This window comes from Streptomyces sp. NPDC057002 (assembly GCF_042673825.1).
In the GTDB taxonomy this organism is placed as follows: Bacteria; Actinomycetota; Actinomycetes; order Streptomycetales; family Streptomycetaceae; genus Streptomyces.
On record NZ_JBHURZ010000014.1, the window covers coordinates 40,444 to 60,559 of the forward strand.

A 20,116-nucleotide genomic window follows, 5' to 3' on the forward strand; every position below is an offset into this window, starting at 1 on the left:
GCACCCCGCATACGTTCGACTGTCGAAGCGCTTCGACATCATCGACATCATGCGCCGGGAAGTTAGGGACCCCCCACATGAAGTTCACCGACGGCTACTGGCTGCTGCGCGAGGGCGTCACCGCCGCCCACCCGGCCGAGGTCCTCGACGTCACCGAGTCGGACGACGCGCTGGAGTTCCACGCGCCGACCCGGCCCATCCGCTCCCGCGGCGACCTGATGACGGGCCCCGTCCTGACGCTGCGCGCCCACACCCCCATGCCCGACGTCATCGGCCTGACGCTGACGCACTTCACGGGCGGGCAGCGCCGCGGCCCGGAGTTCGAGCTCACCGGCTCCCGGCCGGACGCACGGATCTCGTACGACGACGAGCACACGACCCTGACCTCGGGCGAGCTGTCGGTCCGGGTGGCCCGCGGCGGCCCCTGGCATGTCGAGTTCGCCGCGCGCGGCCGCACGCTCACCGGCAGCGGCCACAGGAGCATGGGCATCATGCGGGACGCGACCGGCGCCCACCATCTGCGCGAACAGCTGGTGCTCCAGGTCGGCACCGCCGTCTACGGCCTCGGTGAGCGCTTCGGCCCGCTGGTGAAGAACGGGCAGGTCGTCGACATCTGGCAGGCCGACGGCGGCACGTGCAGCGAACAGGCCTACAAGAACGTGCCCTTCTACCTCACGGACGCGGGCTACGGCGTCTTCGTCGACCACCCGGGCCAGGTGTCCTTCGAGGTCGCCTCGGAAGTCGTGTCCCGGGTGCAGTTCAGCGCGGAGACGCAGGAGCTGACGTACTACGTCATCTACGGCCCGACCCCGAAGGACATCCTGCGCAAGTACACGGCCCTGACCGGCCGCCCGGCCCTGCCGCCCGCCTGGTCGTTCGGCCTGTGGCTGTCGACGTCCTTCACCACCTCGTACGACGAGGAGACGGTGACGTCCTTCATCGAGGGCATGAGGGAGCGCGAGCTGCCCCTCTCCGTCTTCCACTTCGACTGCTTCTGGATGCGCGAGTTCCACTGGTGCGACTTCCAGTGGGATCCGCGGGTCTTCCCGGACCCGGAGGGCATGCTGGCCCGGCTCAAGGCCCGTGACCTGCGTGTCAGCGTCTGGATCAACCCGTACATCGCCCAGCGCTCCCCGCTGTTCGCCGAGGGCAAGGAACTCGGGCATCTGCTGAAGCGCCCGGACGGCAGCGTCTGGCAGTGGGACATGTGGCAGCCCGGCATGGCCCTGGTCGATTTCACCAGCCCGGCCGCCCGCGACTGGTACGCCGCCAAGCTGGAGGCGCTGCTCGCGCAGGGCGTCGACTGCTTCAAGACCGACTTCGGCGAACGCGTGCCGCTCGATGTGACCTGGTCCGACGGCTCCGACCCGGAGCGGATGCACAACTACTACACGTACCTGTACAACCGCACGGTCTTCGAGGTACTGCGCAAGCACCGCGGCGAGGAGGAGGCCGTCCTCTTCGCCCGCTCGGCGACCACGGGCAGCCAGCAGTTCCCGGTGCACTGGGGCGGCGACTGCGAGGCGACGTACGAGTCGATGGCCGAGTCCCTGCGCGGCGGCCTGTCCCTCGGCCTGTCGGGCTTCGGCTTCTGGAGCCATGACATCGGCGGCTTCGAGGGCACGCCGTCCCCGGCCCTGTTCAAACGGTGGCTGGCCTTCGGCCTGCTCTCCTCGCACAGCCGGCTGCACGGCAGCTCGTCGTACCGCGTCCCCTGGCTGTTCGACGAGGAGTCGGTGGAGGTCACGCGCCACTTCACCCGGCTGAAGCTGCGGCTCATGCCCTATCTGTACGAGGCGGCCCGGACCGCCCACACCGAGGGCGTGCCGGTGATGCGGGCGATGGTGCTGGAGTTCCCGGACGACCCGGGGTGCGCGCACCTGGAACGGCAGTACATGCTCGGCCCCGACCTGCTGGTCGCGCCGGTGTTCAGCGACGAGGGCGACGTCACCTACTACGTCCCCGAGGGCACCTGGACCCACTTCCTCACCGGGGAGACGGTGACCGGCCCGCGCTGGGTGCGCGAACGCCACGGTTTCCTGAGTGTGCCGCTGCTGGTCCGGCCCGGGGCCGTGATCCCGGTGGGCGCGGTGGACGACCGCCCGGACTACGACCATGCCGCCGGGGTGACTCTGCGGGCGTACCGCCTCCGGGACGGCGACAGCGTGACCGTGCCGGTCGGGGACGTGACCTTCACGGTCGTACGCGAAGGGGACACCCTGCGGGCGTCGTGCAGCGACCCGGCGACAGCCTGGACGCTCACAGACGCCGGTGGCCACGATGTCCGGCCATGACAAAGGCCATGACACAGGCCCCGCCGCTCGGAAGCGACGGGGCCTGTGCCCACATGGGATGAGTGGAGATGGCGGGAATCGAACCCGCGTCCAACGGTGCGGAAGGAGGGCTTCTCCGTGTGCAGTCGGCTGTGCTTTTCTCGGCCCCGGAGATCACGCCGACAAGTCTCCGACGGGCCCAGTCACTGTTTGGTTTCCCTCTTCACCCCGTGACCGGGATCAAGGTTTAGTCCCCTAAATGATGCCAGGATCCGGGTCGGGAACACCCCCGGGCTGACACTCCCTTAAGTAGGGGAGCCGCTGCTCGCTACCTGAAAATCAGGCAGCGAGGGCGAGCTCGCCCTGGGAGACAGATCGCTTGGAATTGGCGATTATTTTTTTCGGCCTGTGGTTTACGAGATCATGGCCGCTTCCTCGACACGCTTCCCCTGCTTCGACAGCCGCTGTCGAAACCGATCATCCCCATGTTGATTTTTCAAACCGTGCGCCCTGCGTGGGGTGCAGGTGCCATCGTACGTGACCAACGCGGGTCGGTGCCAGCGTATTCCCCCACCCGCCGGAGACCCCCGGGTGACGTGCGGGGACCTACGACGCCCCCTGCTTCCTGCGCACCGCGGAGACCGCCCGCTCCGTCTCGCGCCGGTCCTGCTTCTCGCGGAGTGTCTGGCGCTTGTCGTACTCCTTCTTGCCCTTCGCCAGCGCGATCTCGACCTTGGCGCGGCCGTCCTTGAAGTACAGCGCGAGGGGCACGATGGTGTGTCCCGTCTCCTGGGACTTGGACTCCAGCTTGTCGATCTCGACGCGGTGCAGCAGCAGCTTCCGCTTGCGCCGGGCGCTGTGGTTGGTCCAGGTGCCCTGGCTGTACTCCGGCACATGCACGTTGTGCAGCCACGCCTCGTGCCCGTCCATCTGCACGAAGCCGTCGGCCAGCGACGCTCGTCCCTGGCGCAGCGACTTCACCTCGGTGCCGGAGAGGACCAGACCGGCCTCGTAGGTGTCGATGATGAGGTAGTCGTGCCGCGCCTTCTTGTTCTGCGCGATCATCTTGCGCCCTTTTTCCTTAGCCATAGTGCCGTCCATTTTCGCACTACGGAGGGGGCCGCGGGAAAGTCGATTACGACGGGCCGGCGAGGCCGCGCAGCAGGGTCTCGGCCCGCTGGAGGGCTCCGTCGTCGGTTTCCAGGTCGGGCGTGATGCCCCGGCCGTCGACGCCCCGGCCCGAGGGGGTGCGGTAGTGCCCGACGGTCAGCTCCGCCACGGAGCCGTCGGGCAGCCTGCTCGGCATCTGGACCGAGCCCTTGCCGAAGGTGCGGGAGCCCACGACGAGGGCCCGTCCGCGGTCCTGGACGGCACCGGTGAGAAGCTCGGCCGCGCTCATCGTCCCGCCGTCGACGAGCGCGACCAGGGGTCTCGTCGTGTCGCCGCCGGGGTCGGCGTGCAGGGCGCGCTGCTCGCCGTCGACGTCGTATGTGGCGACCAGGCCGCCGTCGAGGAAGGCGGAGGCGGCGGTGACGGCCTCGGTGACCAGGCCGCCGGAGTTGGCGCGCAGGTCGAGGACGATTCCGGCGCCGCGCGGGGCCTGCCGGACGGCCTCGCGGATCTGTTCGCCGGAGCCCTTGGTGAAGGTGTCGACCCTGATGACGGTGACCGAACCGGCGACTTCCCGGACACTGACCGAGTCCGTGGACAGCTGGGCCCGGCGCAGGGTCTCGCTCCACGCGCGCGTGCCGCGCTCCAGGCCGAGCCGGACGGTGGTGCCTGCGCCGGCTTCGGTGGCGTCCCCGCGCAGTAAGGAGACGACCTCGGTGACGGGCCGCCCGTCGGTCCTCGCGCCGTCGACGCTGCGCAGCAGGTCCCCGGGGCGGATCCCGGAGGCGGCCGCGGGCGAGCCTGAGCGCACCTTCGTCACCTCGATACGGCCGTCCCGTTCGCTGCGGGCCCACAGGCCGACGCCGGTGTACTGGCCGTCGAGGGACTCCTCGAACTCCTCGTACTCGCCCTGGGAGTAGACGGCGCCCCAGCGGTCCCCGCTGCGGCTGACCGCGCGCTTCGCGGCCTCCATCGGGGACTTTCCGTCGGCCATGGCCTCCTCTGCGGCCCTGGCGACATCGGCGTGGCGCGCGGCCGGGGTGGCCGAACGGGCCTCGTCGGGAGCGGACTTGCGGTCGGCCTGCGGGAGGGACCCGGTGGCCGCGCCGGCGACGAGCACGCTCGTGAAGAGCAAGGTCAGGGCGGCCCCGCGGCGGATGCGGCGGGGCTGACAGAACGGGTCACGACCTGACATGCCGGTGAGTCTAGGACAAGGGGAAGGGCCGTACGGTCTGTTGTCCGTACGGCCCCTGTTGGCATGTGTCACACCTTCAAGTACTTGCGCAGCGCGAAGAACGCGGCCAACGCGGGCATCAGCAGGCTCGTGGCGAGGATGAGCGGCAGCTTGGTCAGGACCGCGTCCCAGCCGATGAAGTTGATCAGATTCAGCTTCTCGGACAGCGCCAGACCGTGGTCGATGATGAAGTATCTGGCGACCACCAGGAAGCCGCAGGCGACCGTGCCGCCGATGAGTCCGGCGACCGCGGCCTCCATGATGAACGGCGCCTGGATGTAGAAGCCCGAGGCGCCGACCAGGCGCATGATGCCGGTCTCACGCCGCCGGCTGAACGCCGAGACGCGCACTGTGTTGACGATCAGCATCAGCGCGACGACGAGCATCAGCGCCATCACCGCCCGCGCCGCCCAGTTCATGCCATTGAGTAGCCCGAACAGATTGTCCAGAATGCCCTTTTGGTCCTGAACGGACTGCACGCCGTCCCGCCCGTCGAAGGCGGTCGCGATGACCTGGTACTTCTGCGGGTCCTTCAGCTTGATGCGGTACGACTCCTGCATCTGGTCCGGCGTGAGGGAGCTGGCCAGCGGGGAGTCGCCGAACTGCTCCTTGTAGTGCTTGTACGCCTGGTCCTGGGACTCGTACGTGACCTTCTCGACCACACCCATCTTGCCGAGGTCGGTCTGGATCTGCTTCTTCTGGTCGTCGGTCACCGCGCCCTTGGCGCAGTTGGGGTCGGACTCGGCGTCGCTCTTGTTGCAGAGGAAGACCGAGACGTTGACCTTGTCGTACCAGTAGCCCTTCATGGTGTTGACCTGGTCGCTCATCAGGAGCGACCCGCCGAACAGGGCTAGCGACAGGGCGACGGAGACGATGACGGCGAAGGTCATCGTCAGGTTGCGGCGGAGACCGACGCCGATCTCCGACAGGACGAACTGGGCGCGCATGGCGACTGGTTATGCCTTTCCGTGATCTCGGGTGCGGTCTCAGTGCTGGTAGCCGTAGACACCGCGGGCCTGGTCGCGGACGAGGCGGCCCTGCTCCAGTTCGATGACGCGCTTGCGCATCTGGTCGACGATGTTCTGGTCGTGCGTGGCCATCACCACGGTCGTGCCCGTCCGGTTGATGCGGTCGAGCAGCTTCATGATGCCGACGGAGGTCTGCGGGTCGAGGTTGCCGGTGGGCTCGTCGGCGATGAGCAGCTTGGGCCGGTTGACGAAGGCCCGCGCGATGGCGACGCGCTGCTGCTCACCGCCGGACAGCTCGCCGGGCATCCGGTCGTCCTTGCCGCCGAGGCCGACGAGGTCGAGCACCTGCGGGACGGACTTGCGGATCTCGCCGCGCGACTTGCCGATGACCTCCTGCGCGAAGGCGACGTTCTCGCCGACCGTCTTGTTCGGCAGCAGGCGGAAGTCCTGGAAGACCGTCCCCAGCTGGCGCCGCATCTGCGGCACCTTCCAGTTGGAGAGGCGTGCGAGGTCCTTGCCCAGGACGTGCACCTGCCCGTGACTGCACCGCTCCTCGCGGAGGACCAGCCGCAGGAAGGTGGACTTTCCGGAGCCCGAGGACCCCACGAGGAAGACGAACTCGCCCTTGTCGACCTCCAGGGATACATCCCTGAGGGCGGGGCGGGTCTGCTTGGGGTAGACCTTGGAGACGTTGTCGAATCGGATCACGGATGCACCACGGGTCGCCGGGGGTAGATGAGCGTGACCATACGCGAACCGGGGAGCAGACCGCAGTCACCGACTGTGGTTGCGCAAGGGATGTGCCGTTTTGTACGCCCCTGTGAGAGCGAGCCGCGCGCCCTCCGGAGGAACCTGGCACAGTGGAGAGGGAACGTTCGCACCCGCACGAGCGTTACATACAAGGAACCGGCGCAAGGAGGGCGAGCGCATGACGTACGACCGGTTGGTGTGCGCGAACTGCGCGGCCCCAGTGAGCGAGGGCAGGTGCCCCGTGTGCCGCGCGAACCGCGAGCGGCTGCAGCAGGAGAACTTCCTCGCGAATCTGAACCCGATGACGCTGATCGCACTGCTGACGGTGCTGATCGCCGCGGTGGCGCTGCTGGCGCACCAGACCGCGTAGCACCCGCGGACCACAGACACACCACAGACAAGGCCGAGGGCCCGGAGCGTTTCGCTCCGGGCCCTCGGCTTCGCACTGTGCCTACGGTCCGTACGGACGCGGCTACCGTCAGGCGGCAGCCCCGCCGCGGCCGCCAACGAGGCGCGGCAGGAGGCGGAAGCCGACACCGCCGGCGATCATCGTGGCGGCGCCGATCACCAGGAAGGTGGTCTGCGCGGCACCCGTCTCGGCGAGCTCCGCGCCGTTGCCCTGGGCCTGGGCCTGGCCCTGCGGGGCCGCCGGGGTGGAGTCCGAGCCGGTGTCCGTGATGGAGGAGGAGCCCTCCTCCTGCGGGGAGGTGCCGCCGTCGGGGTCGGTGTTGTTGCCGCCGCCGTTGTTGCCACCATTGCCGTTGCCGCCACCGTTGCCGTTCCCGTTGCCCGGGTCGGTCGGCGCGTCGGTCGGGTCCTCGGTCGGCTCGGTGGGCTCGTCCGTGGGCTCCGTCGGCTCGTCCGTGGGCTCCTCGGTCGACGGCGGGTCGGTCGGGAGGTCCGTGGGCGGGTCGGTGGGGAGCTCGGTCGGCGGGTCGGTCGGCGTCGGGGACGGCGACTCGTTGGCGCACAGGATGCCGAGCAGGCAGTCCTCGGCCTCCGCGGCGGATGCGGCACCGGCGGCGGTCAGCGAGGCACCGGCCGCGATCACGGCGCCGGCCGCTATCCGTGCGACACGGATCCGCGTCTTCTTCGTCATGTGGTTGCTACCCCCAGTAGCTCGTCAGTGAGGCAAGGCTCGGGGCTGCGATCGACAGGGCGGCTGCGGTGAAAAAGCCCCCCGGTTCACATGCGCCCCAGAGACACGCATGCCGCGCTTTACCCTTCCCATTTTTCAAGAACACGTCAAGGGCGTTTGCGGGCGCCATGTCCAACTCTGAGGGCTATGCGGAGAGTCGAACTCTGTGAGTGTGATGTAAAACCCAGACATCCGGGCACAGAAAAGGCAACTGCCGCACTCGCGTCGGCAGTTGCCTTGTCGACAAACTTACTTCTCCTGCTGCTTGCGCCAGCGAATTCCGGCCTCGAGGAACCCGTCGATCTCGCCGTTGAACACGGCCTCGGGGTTGCCGACCTCGCACTCGGTGCGCAGGTCCTTGACCATCTGGTACGGGTGCAGCACGTACGAACGCATCTGGTTGCCCCAGGAGTTGCCGCCGTCGCCCTTGAGGGCGTCCATCTTGGCCTGTTCCTCCTGGCGGCGCCGATCGAGGAGCTTGGCCTGGAGGACGTTCATCGCGCTCGCCTTGTTCTGGATCTGCGACCGCTCGTTCTGGCAGGAGACGACGATGCCGGTGGGGAGGTGGGTGAGGCGCACCGCGGAGTCGGTGGTGTTGACGCCCTGGCCGCCGGGGCCGGACGAGCGGTACACGTCGATCCGCAGTTCGGACTCGTCGATCTCGATGTGGTCGGTCTGCTCGACCACAGGCAGGATCTCGACGCCCGCGAAGGAGGTCTGGCGGCGCCCCTGGTTGTCGAAGGGCGAGATGCGCACGAGCCGGTGCGTGCCCTGCTCGACGGAGAGCGTGCCGTACGCGTAGGGCGCCTGGACGGCGAAGGTGGTCGACTTGATGCCGGCCTCCTCCGCGTACGACGTCTCGTAGATCTCGGTCTTGTAGCCGCGCTGCTCGGCCCACCGCAGGTACATGCGCTGGAGCTTCTCGGCGAAGTCGGCGGCGTCGACGCCGCCGGCCTCGGCGCGGATGTTCACCAGGGCCTCACGGGAGTCGTACTCGCCGGAGAGGAGGGTGCGGACCTCCATCTCGTCCAGCGCCTTCTTCACCGCGGCGAGCTCGGACTCGGCCTCGGCGCGGGTGTCCGGGTCGTCCTCCTCCTCGGCCATCTCGAAGAGAACGCCCAGGTCGTCGAGGCGACCGCGCAGGGCCTCGGCCTTGCGCACCTCGGCCTGGAGGTGGGACAGCTTGCTGGTGATCTTCTGCGCCTCATCGGGGTTGTCCCACAGGGACGGCGCGGCCGCCTGCTCCTCGAGCACGGCGATGTCTGCCCTCAGCTTGTCGAGGTCCAGAACGGCCTCGATCGACTCCATGGTCGAGGAGAGGGACTTGAGCTCTTCGGATACATCGACGACTGCCACGCCTCCAGCGTAACGGCTCCGTCCGGCGGCCATCGCCGGGCGGGCGGAGACGACCGGCCGGGGAGAGCGCGAACGGGGCGCCCCCGCGCTCCGGGGCCGGTCAGGACGATGCTCGTGCCCAGTTCCCGGTCTCCGGCGGCACCGCGGCATCGGTCACCCGGCATCGACAGCCCCCGGCACCCGCTCCGACCGCCACCGCCGTCGACCCGCGCCGGTTCTCCGGAACGGGTCAAGGCGACTGCGGGGCCGAGTTCCTCGTGTCCTGGGGAGGGGTGCTCGCGTCGTCGTCCGACGTGGACAGCCACGCGCCGACGCCGATCGCGGCCACGAGGGCGACCGCGCCCGCCCCGAGCGCCAGACGGCGGCGCCGGGCGGCGGCGCGGTTGCGGGCCGAACCGGGCCGCGGCGTGCCCGTCGTGCGCGGGGCGCGGGCCGTGCCGTGGGCGCCGCCGGCCAGTTCGTCGGGGGCGGGGACGCGCATCGAGGTGTGGGTGTCCCGGTTGGAGTCGGCCGGCTTCGCGCCCGGGACCAAGGGGACGGCGCCGCGTCTGCGGACCCGCTCCGCGGCCGGCGCCGGTCCGGCCGGCTGCTCCTCCCGGTCGGCCTCCTCGGACTCCGTGTCCGGCTCGTCCACCTCCAGCGGCGGCATGCCCGCCAGCATCGGCAGCAGTTCCCGCAGCCGCGCCCCGAGCTCCGAGGCCCGCAGCCGCGAGGCCGGCGCCTTGGCCAGGCACTGCACGAGCAGTTGCCACAACTCGTCGGGGATGCCGGGCAGCGGGACGACCGTCTCCGTGACGTGCCTGCGCAGCACCGCGCCCGGATGGCCGCCGCCGAACGGGGTGAAGCCCGCGAGCAGCTCGTACAGCACCGTGGCGAGCGCGTAGATGTCGACGGACGCGCGCGGTGGCAGGCCCTCGACGATCTCCGGGGCGAGGTAGTCCGGTGTCCCGATGATCTTCGTGGCCTTGGTCCGGCGCGGGGTGTCGATGAGCTTGGCCACGCCGAAGTCGGTCAGCAGCGCGCGATGGGAGCCGCCGGGGCCGAGCGGGCCCTGCATGTCCAGGAGCACGTTCTCCGGCTTCACGTCCCGGTGCACGACGCCCGCGGCGTGCGCGGCCGCCAGCCCGTCGGCGATGTCGGCCGCGATCGCCACGGCCGCCTCGGGCGGCAGCCGGCGTTCCCGCTCCAGCCGGGTCCTGAGGTCCGTACCGCGGACCAGGTCCATGACCAGCGCCAGGTCGTTGCCGTCCACCACCAGGTCGCGCACCGACACGACGTGCGGGTGCTCGAGGCCGAGCAGCGCCGTCCGCTCCTGTACGAAGCGTCCGACGAGCTCCTGGTCGGACGCGAGGTCCTCGCGCAGCAGCTTGATGGCGACCGGGCCTTCGGGGCCCTCGCCCAGCCACACCGTGCCGGCGCTGCCCCGCCCCAGGATCTGGTGAGCGGTGTACCGGCTGCCGATCTTCCGTGCCAAGGCTGCTCCTACCGACGCGTGTTGTCGCTAAAACTACGCGCAGGAAGAGCCAACCTTCACCGCCCGGGCGGAAATCACCCGCCAGGTGTCGACAAATCACCAACCCCGCATGGCGGTTCGGGTCAGTTCGTGCCCGAAGAGCCGCCGAGCTTCTCGATCCAGCCGGTCACCGTGCTGAACCAGTCGGTGAGCTGGTCCCAGTAGCCCTTGCCGGTGCCGATCCACTCCTGGAGCGGGCTCAGCTCCCAGATCAGCCAGCCGGCGACGAACAGGATGACGATCGTGAAGAGGCAGCCCTTCAGACAGCCGAGCCCGGGGATCCGCATCGGGTTGGCGCTGCGCTGTCGCGGCTGCCGGGGCTCGCGCTGCGGCTGCTGCGGCTGCTGGGGCTGCTGCGGCTGAGGAGGCGGCGGGGGCGGGGCGTAGCGCTGCGGCTGCTGGGGCTGATGCTGCGGGGCGTACTGCTGAGGCTGCTGCTGCGGATGGCCGTAGCCGGGTCCGGGCTGGGGCTGGCGGCCTCGCTGCGGGGGCTGCTGCGGCCGGGCGACCTGGCGCTGGGGGCGGCGGCGCAGCGGGTCCTGGCCCGGGTCGAGGTAGTTCTGGACCTGCGTCTGCTCATTGCGGTCGCGGGCGGCCCGCAGCTGGTTCTGCCAGGGGTGCGGGTCCTCGGGCCCGCCGCCCTGGCCCTGCTGGCCGGGGTGGCCGGGCGATCCCGGCGGGACCGGCGGCATGACGGCGGTCGGGTCGGCCGCGCCCCGGTGGGGCAGGACCGAGGTGGGGTCGGAGGCGCCGGCCGGGCCGCCGGTGTGCGGCATGACGCTGGTCGCCGCGTTCGGGTCGTACGAACCCGCGCCCTGCGGGAGGACCTGGGTGGGGTCGGCCCCGCCGGACATGTCCGGTACGGGCGCGGGCGCCGGGTCGGGCGCCAGGAGCATGCCGACGCCCTCGGCGGCGGCGATCTGCGCGGAGTTCGCGTGCACGCCGATGCCCTCGGCGACGACGCGCAGGCCGCGGGCGAGGTTCTCGGCGCTGGGCCGCTCGTCCGGGTTCTTGCGCAGACAGCGCTCGATGACCGTCCACAGCGGGTCCGGGACCGTGGAGGGACGGCGCGGCTCGGCGCTCAGGTGCTGGTGCAGCACCTCGAGGGCGGAGCCGCCGGCGAACGGCGGACGGCCGGTGACCAGCTCGTACATCAGGATGCCGGCGCCGTAGATGTCGACGGCGGAGGTCTGCGGACGGCCCTCGGCGCCCTCGGGCGCGACGTACGCCGGGGTGCCGACGAACTCCTGGGTGCGGGTCAGCCCCGGGGAGTCGGCGAGGCGGGCGATGCCGAAGTCGGTCAGCAGCGGGTGCATCCGGCCGTCGTACTGCTGGAGCAGGACGTTCGCCGGCTTGAGGTCGCGGTGGACGACGCCGTCGGCGTGGCTGGCGGCGAGCGCGTCGGCGATCTGCGCGGTGAGCAGGGCCGCGGCGACGGGGCTGAAGGGGCCGTTGTCGCGCAGGTAGTGGTGCAGGTCGGGGCCCTCGACGAGGTCCATGACCAGGGCCAGCAGATCGCCCTCCACCACCAGGTCACGGACCCGGACGATGTTCGGGTGGGTCAGCCGGAGCAGGACGGAGCGCTCCCGGAGGAACCGCATCACGACGTCCGCGTCGTTGGCCAGCTCCTCCTTGAGGACCTTGATGGCGACGGTCTCGCCGGGCTGCCCCGGCACGGCCGCCTCGGCGCCCGCGGTCTCGCGCTGGCGGGCTCGCCAGACGGTGCCCGTGGCGCCGCGTCCGAGCGGCTCCTCGAGCAGGTACTTGCTGCCTACCGGCCGCACGTCATGCGCTCCCTGCTGCTTGCCTTGCCTGCTGGCTTGTGTCCGACCCACTGTAGTGCCGCGATGCCGGGGACCGGCGTGTCGGCTTTCTGTGGGTCTTACGTAGCCGTTCTCACATCCGTTCGAAGCAAAGACGCTCACCTCGGTCTTGTGGTTGCCGGGAATGAACGTGACTGATCTCAAGACGTCGCCTGTGGGTCATCTCTCAGGCACTTTTGCGGGCAGAGCCGACCAATCAAGATCACCTTTTCCCGAGCGAGGGGCGCGGTGTCAGTGGCAGGTGCGAGGATGCCTGCAGGTATTGGCCGACGTGCTGGGGCGGGGTGGGGGACTCCGCGCCCGGGCAGAAGGGACCGCTGACGGCGATGCAGATCCGGCTGACCGTCGTAGATCCGCTGGGCCCGTCGGTGCCGGCGCAGGGCCGCGCCCCACGCAGCGACGTGCTGGTCACGGCGCCCGCCGGTACGGCGCTCGCGGCGGTGTCCTCGGCGCTCGCCCAGGTGGTCTCCGGCGGGGACGGCTCGGGCACGGTGGTGCTGTACGCCGGGGAGCAGCGGCTCGACGCCCAGCGCTGCACGCTCGGCGAGCCCCCGCTGACCGACGGCGCGGTGCTGTCCGTGGGCGCGCCGGGCGAGCCGGAGCCGCACCCCGAGCTGGACGACGCCCCGGCCCAGCTCCAGGTGGTCGCCGGCCCCGACGCCGGCGGCGTCCATCTGCTGCACGGCGGCGAGATCCGCATCGGCCGCTCCGCCGACGCCGATGTGCCCCTGGACGACCCGGACGTCTCCCGGCTGCACTGCGCGGTGACCGTGGGCGCCGACGGCCGTGTCGCGGTCGCCGACCTGGACTCCACGAACGGCACGTCGCTGGACGGCAGGCCGGTGGGCGGCCGCGCCGTCCGGTTCGCGCCCGGGGCGCTGCTGCGGATCGGCGAGTCGGCCCTGCGGCTGGCTCCCGCCGGAGGACCGGGCGCCCGGGTCGGCACGACTCCGGACGGGGAGGGGCACGTGCGCGTGCCGGGCCCCGCCGGGGAAGGCCCGACGACCCACCCGCGCGCGGCGAACCCCACCCCGGCCGGCCCTTCCGGCCCTACGCGGCAGGCCTACGGCTCGGCGGCCTGGGGCGCCCCGGGCACCGCCGGGCAGGGCTCCGCCGACTCGGCCGTGGTGCCGGGGCAGGGCGGGGCGCCCCGGGTCGAGAGCAGAGGTGCGGGGGCGGCCGAGCATGGGGCGTACCCGGAGCCCGGACAGGGCAGGTCCGGTGCCGTGCCGGGTGCGCGGGGGCGGCGGGTCTCGGGGGCCCGGGGCGACGCTGCCGGCGTCTCCCCTGAGGACTCCACGCGTGCGGCGTCCCGGGAAGAGACACGTGCGGCTTCGCCGGACGAGGTGGTTCGTGCCCCCCGGCAGCGCGGTGCCGCCGAGGGCTCGTCGCCCATGGCCTCCCCGGACGGCCCGGCGCAGGCGTCCCGGCAGCGCGATGCTGCCGAGGGCTCGTCACCCACGGCCTCCCCGAACGGCCCGGCCCAGTCCCGGCAGCGCGATGCGTCGCAGGCGGGGCTCGGCGACGGCGACACCCATGCGGGGCGCTTTGGCGCGGGGGCGCTGGGCGGGGCTTACGGCACCGGCGAGGCCCACGGTGCCGGTCCTCGGGCCGGAGCCGTCGGCGGGCCTGCTTCCGCGGAGGCCGGGTCCGCTTCCGCTGTCTCCGGGCCGGGACGGGACGCGCGTTCCGGTGGTGGCCAGGGTCCTGGCACCCCGGGCGGCTCCCCGGACGAGCCCTCCGGGCGTGGGCGCAAGGGCACTCCCCTCCGGGGGACCGACATACCGCAAGGGTCCCGCAGGCGTGGCGGGCTCGGGGCGTGGGCCCGGCGGCTGGCCGGTGGGCGCGGCGAGCAGGGGCCGGACGCGCGCGAGACGTACGAGGACGAGCCGGCCGACGGAGTGGCGGAGCGCTCGGCCGTCGTGAAGGCGGTGCCGGAGAGCTGGCCGGATCCGGCCACCCTGCTGCTGACGGCACTGGGCCCGGGGCCCCGGCTGTGGGAGCGCGGTCCGGGCCACCCGGAGGCGCTCGCGGTGCGCCTCGGCACGGCCGACCGCGCGGTGCCGGACGGCTCGGGCCTGCTGCCCGCGGTGCCGGTGACCGCCGGGCTGCGCGAGGTCGGTGCTCTGGGTCTCGCCGGGCCTCGGGCGCGGCTCGGCGGACTGGCCCGGGCCCTGCTGGCCCAGCTCACCGCGTTGCACTCCCCCGATATGCTGGAGATCGTCCTGATCGCCGCTGACCGCTCCCGCCCTCTGGAGGAGCGCACCGCCGAGTGGTCCTGGCTGGGCTGGCTGCCGCATGTCCGTCCGGGGCACGGCCAGGACTGCCGGCTGCTCCTCGCCCACGACCGCGAACAGGCGGCGGCCCGCACCGACGAGCTCCTCCGCCGTCTGGAGGACCAGCTGGCGGAGGCGGGAGCCGGGAGCGCCGAGCCCCTCACCCGCCACCCGGCCCCGGACGACGCCCTCGCTACCGACGCTTCCGTCCCCTTCCCCGGCCCGTTCACCGTGCTCGTCGTGGACGGCGACCCCGGCGGGGCCGATCTGCGCGAGGCCGTGGCGCGGCTGGCGGCGGAGGGCCCGCGGGCCGGAATACACGTGGTGTGTCTGGCCGAGACGGCCGCCGCCTCCCCGGCCTCACCGGTGACGGAGACATACGAGGCGGCCTGCGCGGTGTCGCCGACGTTCCGGCAGTGCGGCGCGGTCGCGCTGCTCAGCGGGGACGTGGCGACGGCGCTGCGGCTGATGCGCGTGGCCCGGGCCGGAGCGGGCTCCGCGCCGGCCGGTCACGGCACGGTCGCCACCGTCGACGCGGTCTCCCCCGCCTGGGCGGAGCGGTTCGCGCGGGCGCTGGCGCCCCTGCGGACGGACGCGGCGACGAGCGAGCGGCAGCCGCGGGTCTCCGCGCCGCTGCCCCAGGCGGCCCGGCTGCTGGACGAGCTGGGCCTGGCCCGGGCCACCCCGGCGTCGCTGATGGCGCGCTGGGCGGACGCGGCCGACGACGCGGACGCGCTGGGCGGCCGGGTGCGCGCGGTGCTGGGCGCCGGGCCGCGCGGCCCGGTCGGCGCGGACCTCGCGGCCCAGGGACCGCATCTGCTGATCGAGGGCCCGCCGGGCAGCGGCCGCACCGAGCTGCTGCGGGCGGTCGTCGCGTCCCTGGCCGCCGCCGAGCGGCCGGACCGGCTGGGCATCGTGCTGGTCGACGGCCGGGGCGGCTCCGGCGCGGGCGCCGGGCACGGCGAGGGGCTGCGGGTGTGTACGGACGTACCGCATGTGACCACGCATCTCTCGGCCCACGACCCGGTCCGGATGCGGGAGTTCGCGCAGTCCCTGAGCGCCGAGCTGAAGCGGCGCGCCGAGCTGCTGGGCCGGTCCGACTTCGCCGAGTGGCACAGCGGTCGCCAGCTGTCGGGCCGTATGGTCGCCCAGCGCACGGCCACGGCCCGGGGCGGTGTCCAGGGCGAGACGGCCGCCGGTGCCGGGGATCTCGACTCCCCGTCCAGTTCGACCATGCGGCTGCGGCCCGGAGCGGCCCGGCGGCGGACGGAGGCGGCGCCGCCGCTGCCCCGGCTCGTCGTGGTCGTCGACGATCTGGACGCCCTGGTCTCCCCCGCGCTCGGCTCGACCGGGCGGCCCGCCGCCGGCTCGGTGATGCGCGCGCTGGAGGCCGTGGCCCGGGAGGGCGAGCGGCTGGGCGTCCATCTGGTGACGGCCTCCGGCCCGTGCCCCCGTACGGCGGAGACGGAACCGGCCCGCCGGGCCACCCTGCGCGTCGCGCTCGACGCCCCGGCCCCCGGCCCGGACGAGCCCGCGCCCGGCCGGGGCAGCCTGACGTGCGCGGACGGGCGGGTCACACCGCTCCAGGGCGGGCGGGTCACCGGCCGCATCCCCCGGACGGCGACCCTGCGCCCCACGGTCGTACCCCTGGAATGGCACCGCATGGGTGACCCTCCGGCCCGGCGCCCGGTGCGGGAACTCGGAAACGGCCCGACCGACCTGGCACTGTTGGCCAGCGCGCTGGAAAGGGCGGCGAGGGAGGTCTCGGCGGCAGAGGTGCCGTCACTTCTGTAGCACTCGCCAGCACGCGTACGTGGTGCTGGCCGGAAGCCGACCCCCATCCGATGATCAGAGGTTCTGCCCCTGGTCACGAGGGGGTCACGATCCCCCGCTTGACAGCCGACGCCATCTTGCCGCCCCGCACACCCGGGCGTAGACCAGATCGCACGGGAGCGCGCTCGACGTTCGACGAGGAACGAAGAACGGGGCAGTCATGCGCATGACGAGCAGCACCATCCGGACACGCTGGTCGCCCGACAAGGCGACCCCTCAGAGCCGCAGAGCCACCAGGGCAGCGGCCGCCGTCGCCGCGGGAGCGCTCGCGCTCTCGCTCACCGCCTGCGGAAGCAGCGACAACGACAGCGGTGGAAGCACGGGCGACACCCAGCAGACCGCCGACAACGTCACCCTTCCGAAGCTGGACGGGACGAGCCTCGAGGTCGCCGCCGTGTGGAGCGGCACCGAACAGGCCAACTTCAAGAAGGTCCTGGAAGAGTTCGAGAAGCGCACGGGCGCCACGGTCACGTTCGTGCCGGCCCAGGACCCGATCATCAACTTCATCGGCTCGAAGGTGGCCGGCGGGCAGCCGCCGGACATCGCGATGCTGCCGCAGCCCGGCGCCATCAAGCAGGCCGTCGACCGGGGCTGGGCCAAGCCACTGGGCGCCGACGCCCTCAAGGAGCTCGGCGAGAACTACTCGCAGGGCTGGCAGGACATCGGCAAGGTGAGCGGCAAGGAGTACGGCGTCTACTACAAGGCCGCCAACAAGTCCCTGATCTGGTACAACAACCAGGTCTTCGAGAACGCGGGGGCGAGTGAGCCCGAGACCTGGCCGGATCTGCTCAACACCGCGCAGACGGTCTTCGACTCCGGCGTCACCCCGTTCTCCGTCGGCGCCGCCGAGGGCTGGACGCTGACCGACTGGTTCGAGAACGTCTACCTCTCCCAGGCGGGCCCGGAGAAGTACGACCAGCTGGCCAAGCACGAGATCAAGTGGACGGACCCGTCCGTGAAGGACGCGCTGACCACCCTCGCGCAGGTCTGGGGCAAGGCCGACTGGATCGCGGGCGGGGCGAACGGGGCGTTGCAGACCGACTTCCCGGCCTCCGTCACGCAGGTCTTCACCGGCGGGGACCAGCCCAAGGCGGCCATGGTCTCCGCGGGTGACTTCGCGCAGGTCAACATCCCGTCGAGCATGAAGATCGGGACGGACGCGAAGGTGTTCCCGTTCCCCGCGGTCGGTGACAACGGCCCGGTGGTCTCGGGCGGTGACGCGGCCGTGATCCTGGAGGACTCGAAGGGCTCCCAGGCCCTGGCCACCTGGCTCGCCTCCCCCGACGCGGCACAGATCCAGGCCAAGCTGGGCGGCTACCTCTCGCCGAACAAGAACGTGCCGAACTCCGCGTATCCGAACGCGGTGCAGCAGAAGATCGCCAAGGCGCTCATCGACGCCGGTGACGACTTCCGCTTCGACATGTCCGACCAGGCCCCACAGGCCTTCGGCGGCACGCCCGGCAAGGGTGAGTGGAAGATCCTCCAGGACTTCCTGAAGAACCCGAAGGACATCGCGGGTACGCAGGCGAAGCTGGAGGCCGAAGCGGCCGCGGCCTACGGGAACTGATGCCATGACGTCGGCCACGGCGGCAGGGGGCAACGGGCCCCCTGCCGCCCCCAAGACGCGCAAGAGTGTGACCGGCACCCGCAGGACCGTCGCGGCTCTGTTCCTGCTGCCCGCGCTCGTCCTGCTCGGCGCGCTCGTGGTGTACCCGATCGGGTACTCGGTCGTACGCAGCTTCTACGACCAGTCCGGTGAAGGCTTCGCCGGAATAGACAACTACAAGTCCCTCTTCACCGACGAGGGCATCCGCACCGCGCTGAAGAACAACATCATCTGGGTGGTGTTCGCGCCGACGGTCGCGACGGCGCTCGGCCTGATCTTCGCGGTGCTGACCGAACGGGTGCGTTGGGGTACGGCGTTCAAGCTGGTCGTCTTCATGCCGATGGCGATCTCGATGCTGGCGGCGGGCATCATCTTCCGCCTGGTGTACGACCAGGATCCGGACAAGGGCGTGGCGAACGCGGTGTGGGTGGGCGTGCACGACACGTTCGCCCCGTCGTCGGCGTTCCCGAAGGCCCATCCGGGCAGGGACTCGCCGCTGGAACCGGCCGGCGGCGGCGCGTTCATCACCAAGTCGCCCGTGCGCGCGGGCGAGACCGTCTCGCTGCCCCTGGTGGGTGTGGCGCCCGATCTGATGCCCGACGACGCGAAGACGGCGGTGGCGCCGAAGCCCGAGCCGGACAAGGTCACCGGTACGACCTGGCAGGACTTCACGCGCGGCGAGGGCGTCGGCAAGCTCAACGGGATCGACCCGGCCGAACTGGGTTATGCGGGCATGAAGGTCGAGGCCGTGAAGGACGGCAGGGTCGTGGCGTCGGCGACGGCCGCCGACGACGGCACCTTCACGCTGCCCGCCTCGGCCGACGGGGCCCAACTGCGGCTTCCGGCAAACAACTTCGCGGAGCCTTACAACGGCCTGGACTGGCTCGGCCCGTCCCTGGTCACCCCTTCCATCATCGGCTCGTACATCTGGATGTGGGCGGGGTTCGCGATGGTGCTGATCGCGGCCGGGCTGGCGAGCGTGCCCCGGGAACTGCTGGAGGCCGCCCGGGTCGACGGCGCGTCCGAGTGGCAGGTGTTCAGACGGGTCACGGTGCCGCTGCTGGCGCCGGTCCTCGCGGTCGTCATGGTCACCCTGATGATCAACGTGCTGAAGGTCTTCGACCTGGTCTTCATCATCGCCCCCGGCTCCTCCCAGGACGACGCGAACGTCCTGGCCCTGGAGCTGTACCGCAAGGGCTTCTCCGAGGACCAGCCGGGCATCGCCAGCGCCATCTCGGTGTTCCTGCTGCTGCTCGTGATCCCGGTGATGTGGTTCAACGTACGCAGGCTCAGGCGGGAGGTGCGGCGATGAAGGCGAAACAGTCGCTCGGGTCCCGGCTCGCCGAGGGCGTCAGCGGTGGGCTGCTGCGGGTGTTCCTCATCGTGGTCGGCCTGTTCTGGCTGGTGCCGACGATCGGTCTGCTGCTGTCCAGTCTCCGCTCGCCGGAGAACATCGCGGCGAGCGGCTGGTGGAAGGTGTTCACGGAGCCGTCGCAGATCACCTTCGACAGCTACGCGAAACTGCTGGAGAACGACGACATCACCAGTTCCCTGCTGAACACGGTGTGGATCACCGTCCCGGCGACCCTGCTGGTCGTGATCATCGGCTCGCTGGCGGGCTACGCCTTCGCCTGGATGGAGTTCCCGGGCCGGGACTGGTGGTTCCTCGGGGTGGTCGGCCTGCTGGTCGTACCGGTGCAGGTCGCGCTGATCCCGATCGCCGAACTCTTCGGCAACATCGGCATCTTCGGCACGGTGCTCGGCGTGGTGCTCTTCCACGTCGGCTTCGGCCTGCCCTTCGCGGTGTTCCTGCTGCGGAACTTCTTCGCGGAGATCCCGAGAGAGCTGCTGGAGGCCGCGCGCCTGGACGGAGCGGGTGAACTGCGCCTGTTCTTCCGTGTCGTGATGCCGCTCGGCGGCCCGGCGATCGCCGCCCTCGGCATCTTCCAGTTCCTCTGGGTGTGGAACGACCTGCTGGTCGCGCTGATCTTCTCGGACTCCGGGAGCCAGCCGATCACGGTCGCGCTCCAGACTCAGGTACGGCAGTTCGGCAACAACATCGACGTGCTGGCACCCGGCGCGTTCATCTCGATGGTGATCCCGCTGGCCGTCTTCTTCGCGTTCCAGCGGCAGTTCGTGTCCGGCGTGATGGCTGGAGCGGTCAAGTAGCCATAAAAAATAAGGGAGTTGGAGGGGCGGGCCGGTGGCGGGCCGTCCCTTCGACATTCCCCCGGAT

Annotated in this window: 14 protein-coding genes and 1 other RNA gene; 6 read left to right on the forward strand and 9 right to left on the reverse strand. The window is 71.4% G+C overall.

Annotated features, from left to right (window positions below):
- Positions 1 to 77 precede the first annotated feature (77 nt).
- Positions 78 to 2,294: an alpha-xylosidase gene (gene yicI / locus ACFT32_RS42710; protein WP_382499990.1), complete on the forward strand. Its 2,217-nt coding sequence runs from the start codon at positions 78 to 80 to the stop codon at positions 2,292 to 2,294.
- Positions 2,295 to 2,354: 60 nt separating this feature from the next.
- Here the strand turns inward: yicI and ssrA are convergent.
- From ssrA to ftsE, 5 genes are all read right to left on the reverse strand, one after another.
- Positions 2,355 to 2,758, reverse strand: a transfer-messenger RNA (tmRNA) gene (gene ssrA, locus ACFT32_RS42715).
- A 121-nt stretch (positions 2,759 to 2,879) separates the two neighbouring features.
- Positions 2,880 to 3,362: an SsrA-binding protein SmpB gene (gene smpB, locus ACFT32_RS42720; RefSeq protein WP_382499992.1), complete on the reverse strand. Its 483-nt coding sequence runs from the start codon at positions 3,360 to 3,362 to the stop codon at positions 2,880 to 2,882.
- A gap of 46 nt (positions 3,363 to 3,408) precedes the next feature.
- Positions 3,409 to 4,578: a S41 family peptidase gene (locus tag ACFT32_RS42725; protein WP_382499994.1), complete on the reverse strand. Its 1,170-nt coding sequence runs from the start codon at positions 4,576 to 4,578 to the stop codon at positions 3,409 to 3,411.
- Positions 4,579 to 4,646: 68 nt separating this feature from the next.
- Entirely contained in the window at positions 4,647 to 5,564 is a 918-nt protein-coding gene (ftsX, locus tag ACFT32_RS42730; RefSeq protein ID WP_382499996.1) for a permease-like cell division protein FtsX, read from the reverse strand.
- Positions 5,565 to 5,603: 39 nt separating this feature from the next.
- Positions 5,604 to 6,293 (reverse strand): cell division ATP-binding protein FtsE, encoded by a 690-nt coding sequence (ftsE, locus tag ACFT32_RS42735; protein WP_382499997.1) that lies wholly within the window; start codon positions 6,291 to 6,293, stop codon positions 5,604 to 5,606.
- A gap of 220 nt (positions 6,294 to 6,513) precedes the next feature.
- Here ftsE and ACFT32_RS42740 point away from each other — a divergent pair, with 220 nt between their 5' ends.
- Entirely contained in the window at positions 6,514 to 6,705 is a 192-nt protein-coding gene (locus tag ACFT32_RS42740; RefSeq protein ID WP_261683029.1) for a hypothetical protein, read from the forward strand.
- 108 nt (positions 6,706 to 6,813) lie between these two features.
- Here ACFT32_RS42740 and ACFT32_RS42745 read toward each other — a convergent pair whose 3' ends face one another.
- The 4 genes from ACFT32_RS42745 to ACFT32_RS42760 form a co-directional block, all read right to left on the reverse strand.
- Positions 6,814 to 7,434, reverse strand: coding sequence for a hypothetical protein (locus ACFT32_RS42745; protein WP_382499999.1), 621 nt, complete (start codon positions 7,432 to 7,434; stop codon positions 6,814 to 6,816).
- 288 nt (positions 7,435 to 7,722) lie between these two features.
- Positions 7,723 to 8,829 (reverse strand): peptide chain release factor 2, encoded by a 1,107-nt coding sequence (prfB, locus tag ACFT32_RS42750; RefSeq protein WP_382500001.1) that lies wholly within the window; start codon positions 8,827 to 8,829, stop codon positions 7,723 to 7,725.
- A 229-nt stretch (positions 8,830 to 9,058) separates the two neighbouring features.
- The gene (locus ACFT32_RS42755; RefSeq protein WP_382500003.1) at positions 9,059 to 10,303 is read right to left on the reverse strand and encodes a serine/threonine-protein kinase; all 1,245 of its coding nucleotides are present in this window, start codon (positions 10,301 to 10,303) and stop codon (positions 9,059 to 9,061) included.
- Between the two features lie 122 nt (positions 10,304 to 10,425).
- Positions 10,426 to 12,126, reverse strand: a complete 1,701-nt coding sequence (locus ACFT32_RS42760; protein ID WP_382500005.1) for a serine/threonine-protein kinase — start codon at positions 12,124 to 12,126, stop codon at positions 10,426 to 10,428.
- Between the two features lie 365 nt (positions 12,127 to 12,491).
- Between ACFT32_RS42760 and ACFT32_RS42765 the strand changes: the two genes are divergently transcribed.
- From ACFT32_RS42765 to ACFT32_RS42780, 4 genes are all read left to right on the forward strand, one after another.
- The gene (locus ACFT32_RS42765; RefSeq protein WP_382500008.1) at positions 12,492 to 16,235 is read left to right on the forward strand and encodes an FtsK/SpoIIIE domain-containing protein; all 3,744 of its coding nucleotides are present in this window, start codon (positions 12,492 to 12,494) and stop codon (positions 16,233 to 16,235) included.
- Between the two features lie 199 nt (positions 16,236 to 16,434).
- Positions 16,435 to 17,841, forward strand: a complete 1,407-nt coding sequence (locus ACFT32_RS42770) for an ABC transporter substrate-binding protein (protein ID WP_382500011.1) — start codon at positions 16,435 to 16,437, stop codon at positions 17,839 to 17,841.
- A gap of 4 nt (positions 17,842 to 17,845) precedes the next feature.
- A complete protein-coding gene (locus ACFT32_RS42775; RefSeq protein WP_382500012.1) occupies positions 17,846 to 19,192 on the forward strand; it encodes a carbohydrate ABC transporter permease in 1,347 nt (448 codons plus the stop codon).
- Positions 19,189 to 20,049, forward strand: a complete 861-nt coding sequence (locus ACFT32_RS42780) for a carbohydrate ABC transporter permease (RefSeq protein ID WP_382500014.1) — start codon at positions 19,189 to 19,191, stop codon at positions 20,047 to 20,049. The genes ACFT32_RS42775 and ACFT32_RS42780 overlap by 4 nt, the downstream gene beginning before the upstream one ends.
- Positions 20,050 to 20,116 lie beyond the last annotated feature (67 nt).

Coding starts and splice junctions, on each gene's coding strand:
- yicI (WP_382499990.1), top strand. CDS start 78: ATGAAGTTCACCGACGGCTACTGGCTGCTGCGCGAGGGCGTCACCGCC.
- smpB (WP_382499992.1), bottom strand. CDS start 3,362: ATGGCTAAGGAAAAAGGGCGCAAGATGATCGCGCAGAACAAGAAGGCG.
- ACFT32_RS42725 (WP_382499994.1), bottom strand. CDS start 4,578: ATGTCAGGTCGTGACCCGTTCTGTCAGCCCCGCCGCATCCGCCGCGGG.
- ftsX (WP_382499996.1), bottom strand. CDS start 5,564: ATGCGCGCCCAGTTCGTCCTGTCGGAGATCGGCGTCGGTCTCCGCCGC.
- ACFT32_RS42740 (WP_261683029.1), top strand. CDS start 6,514: ATGACGTACGACCGGTTGGTGTGCGCGAACTGCGCGGCCCCAGTGAGC.
- ACFT32_RS42745 (WP_382499999.1), bottom strand. CDS start 7,434: ATGACGAAGAAGACGCGGATCCGTGTCGCACGGATAGCGGCCGGCGCC.
- ACFT32_RS42765 (WP_382500008.1), top strand. CDS start 12,492: ATGCAGATCCGGCTGACCGTCGTAGATCCGCTGGGCCCGTCGGTGCCG.
- ACFT32_RS42770 (WP_382500011.1), top strand. CDS start 16,435: ATGCGCATGACGAGCAGCACCATCCGGACACGCTGGTCGCCCGACAAG.
- ACFT32_RS42775 (WP_382500012.1), top strand. CDS start 17,846: ATGACGTCGGCCACGGCGGCAGGGGGCAACGGGCCCCCTGCCGCCCCC.
- ACFT32_RS42780 (WP_382500014.1), top strand. CDS start 19,189: ATGAAGGCGAAACAGTCGCTCGGGTCCCGGCTCGCCGAGGGCGTCAGC.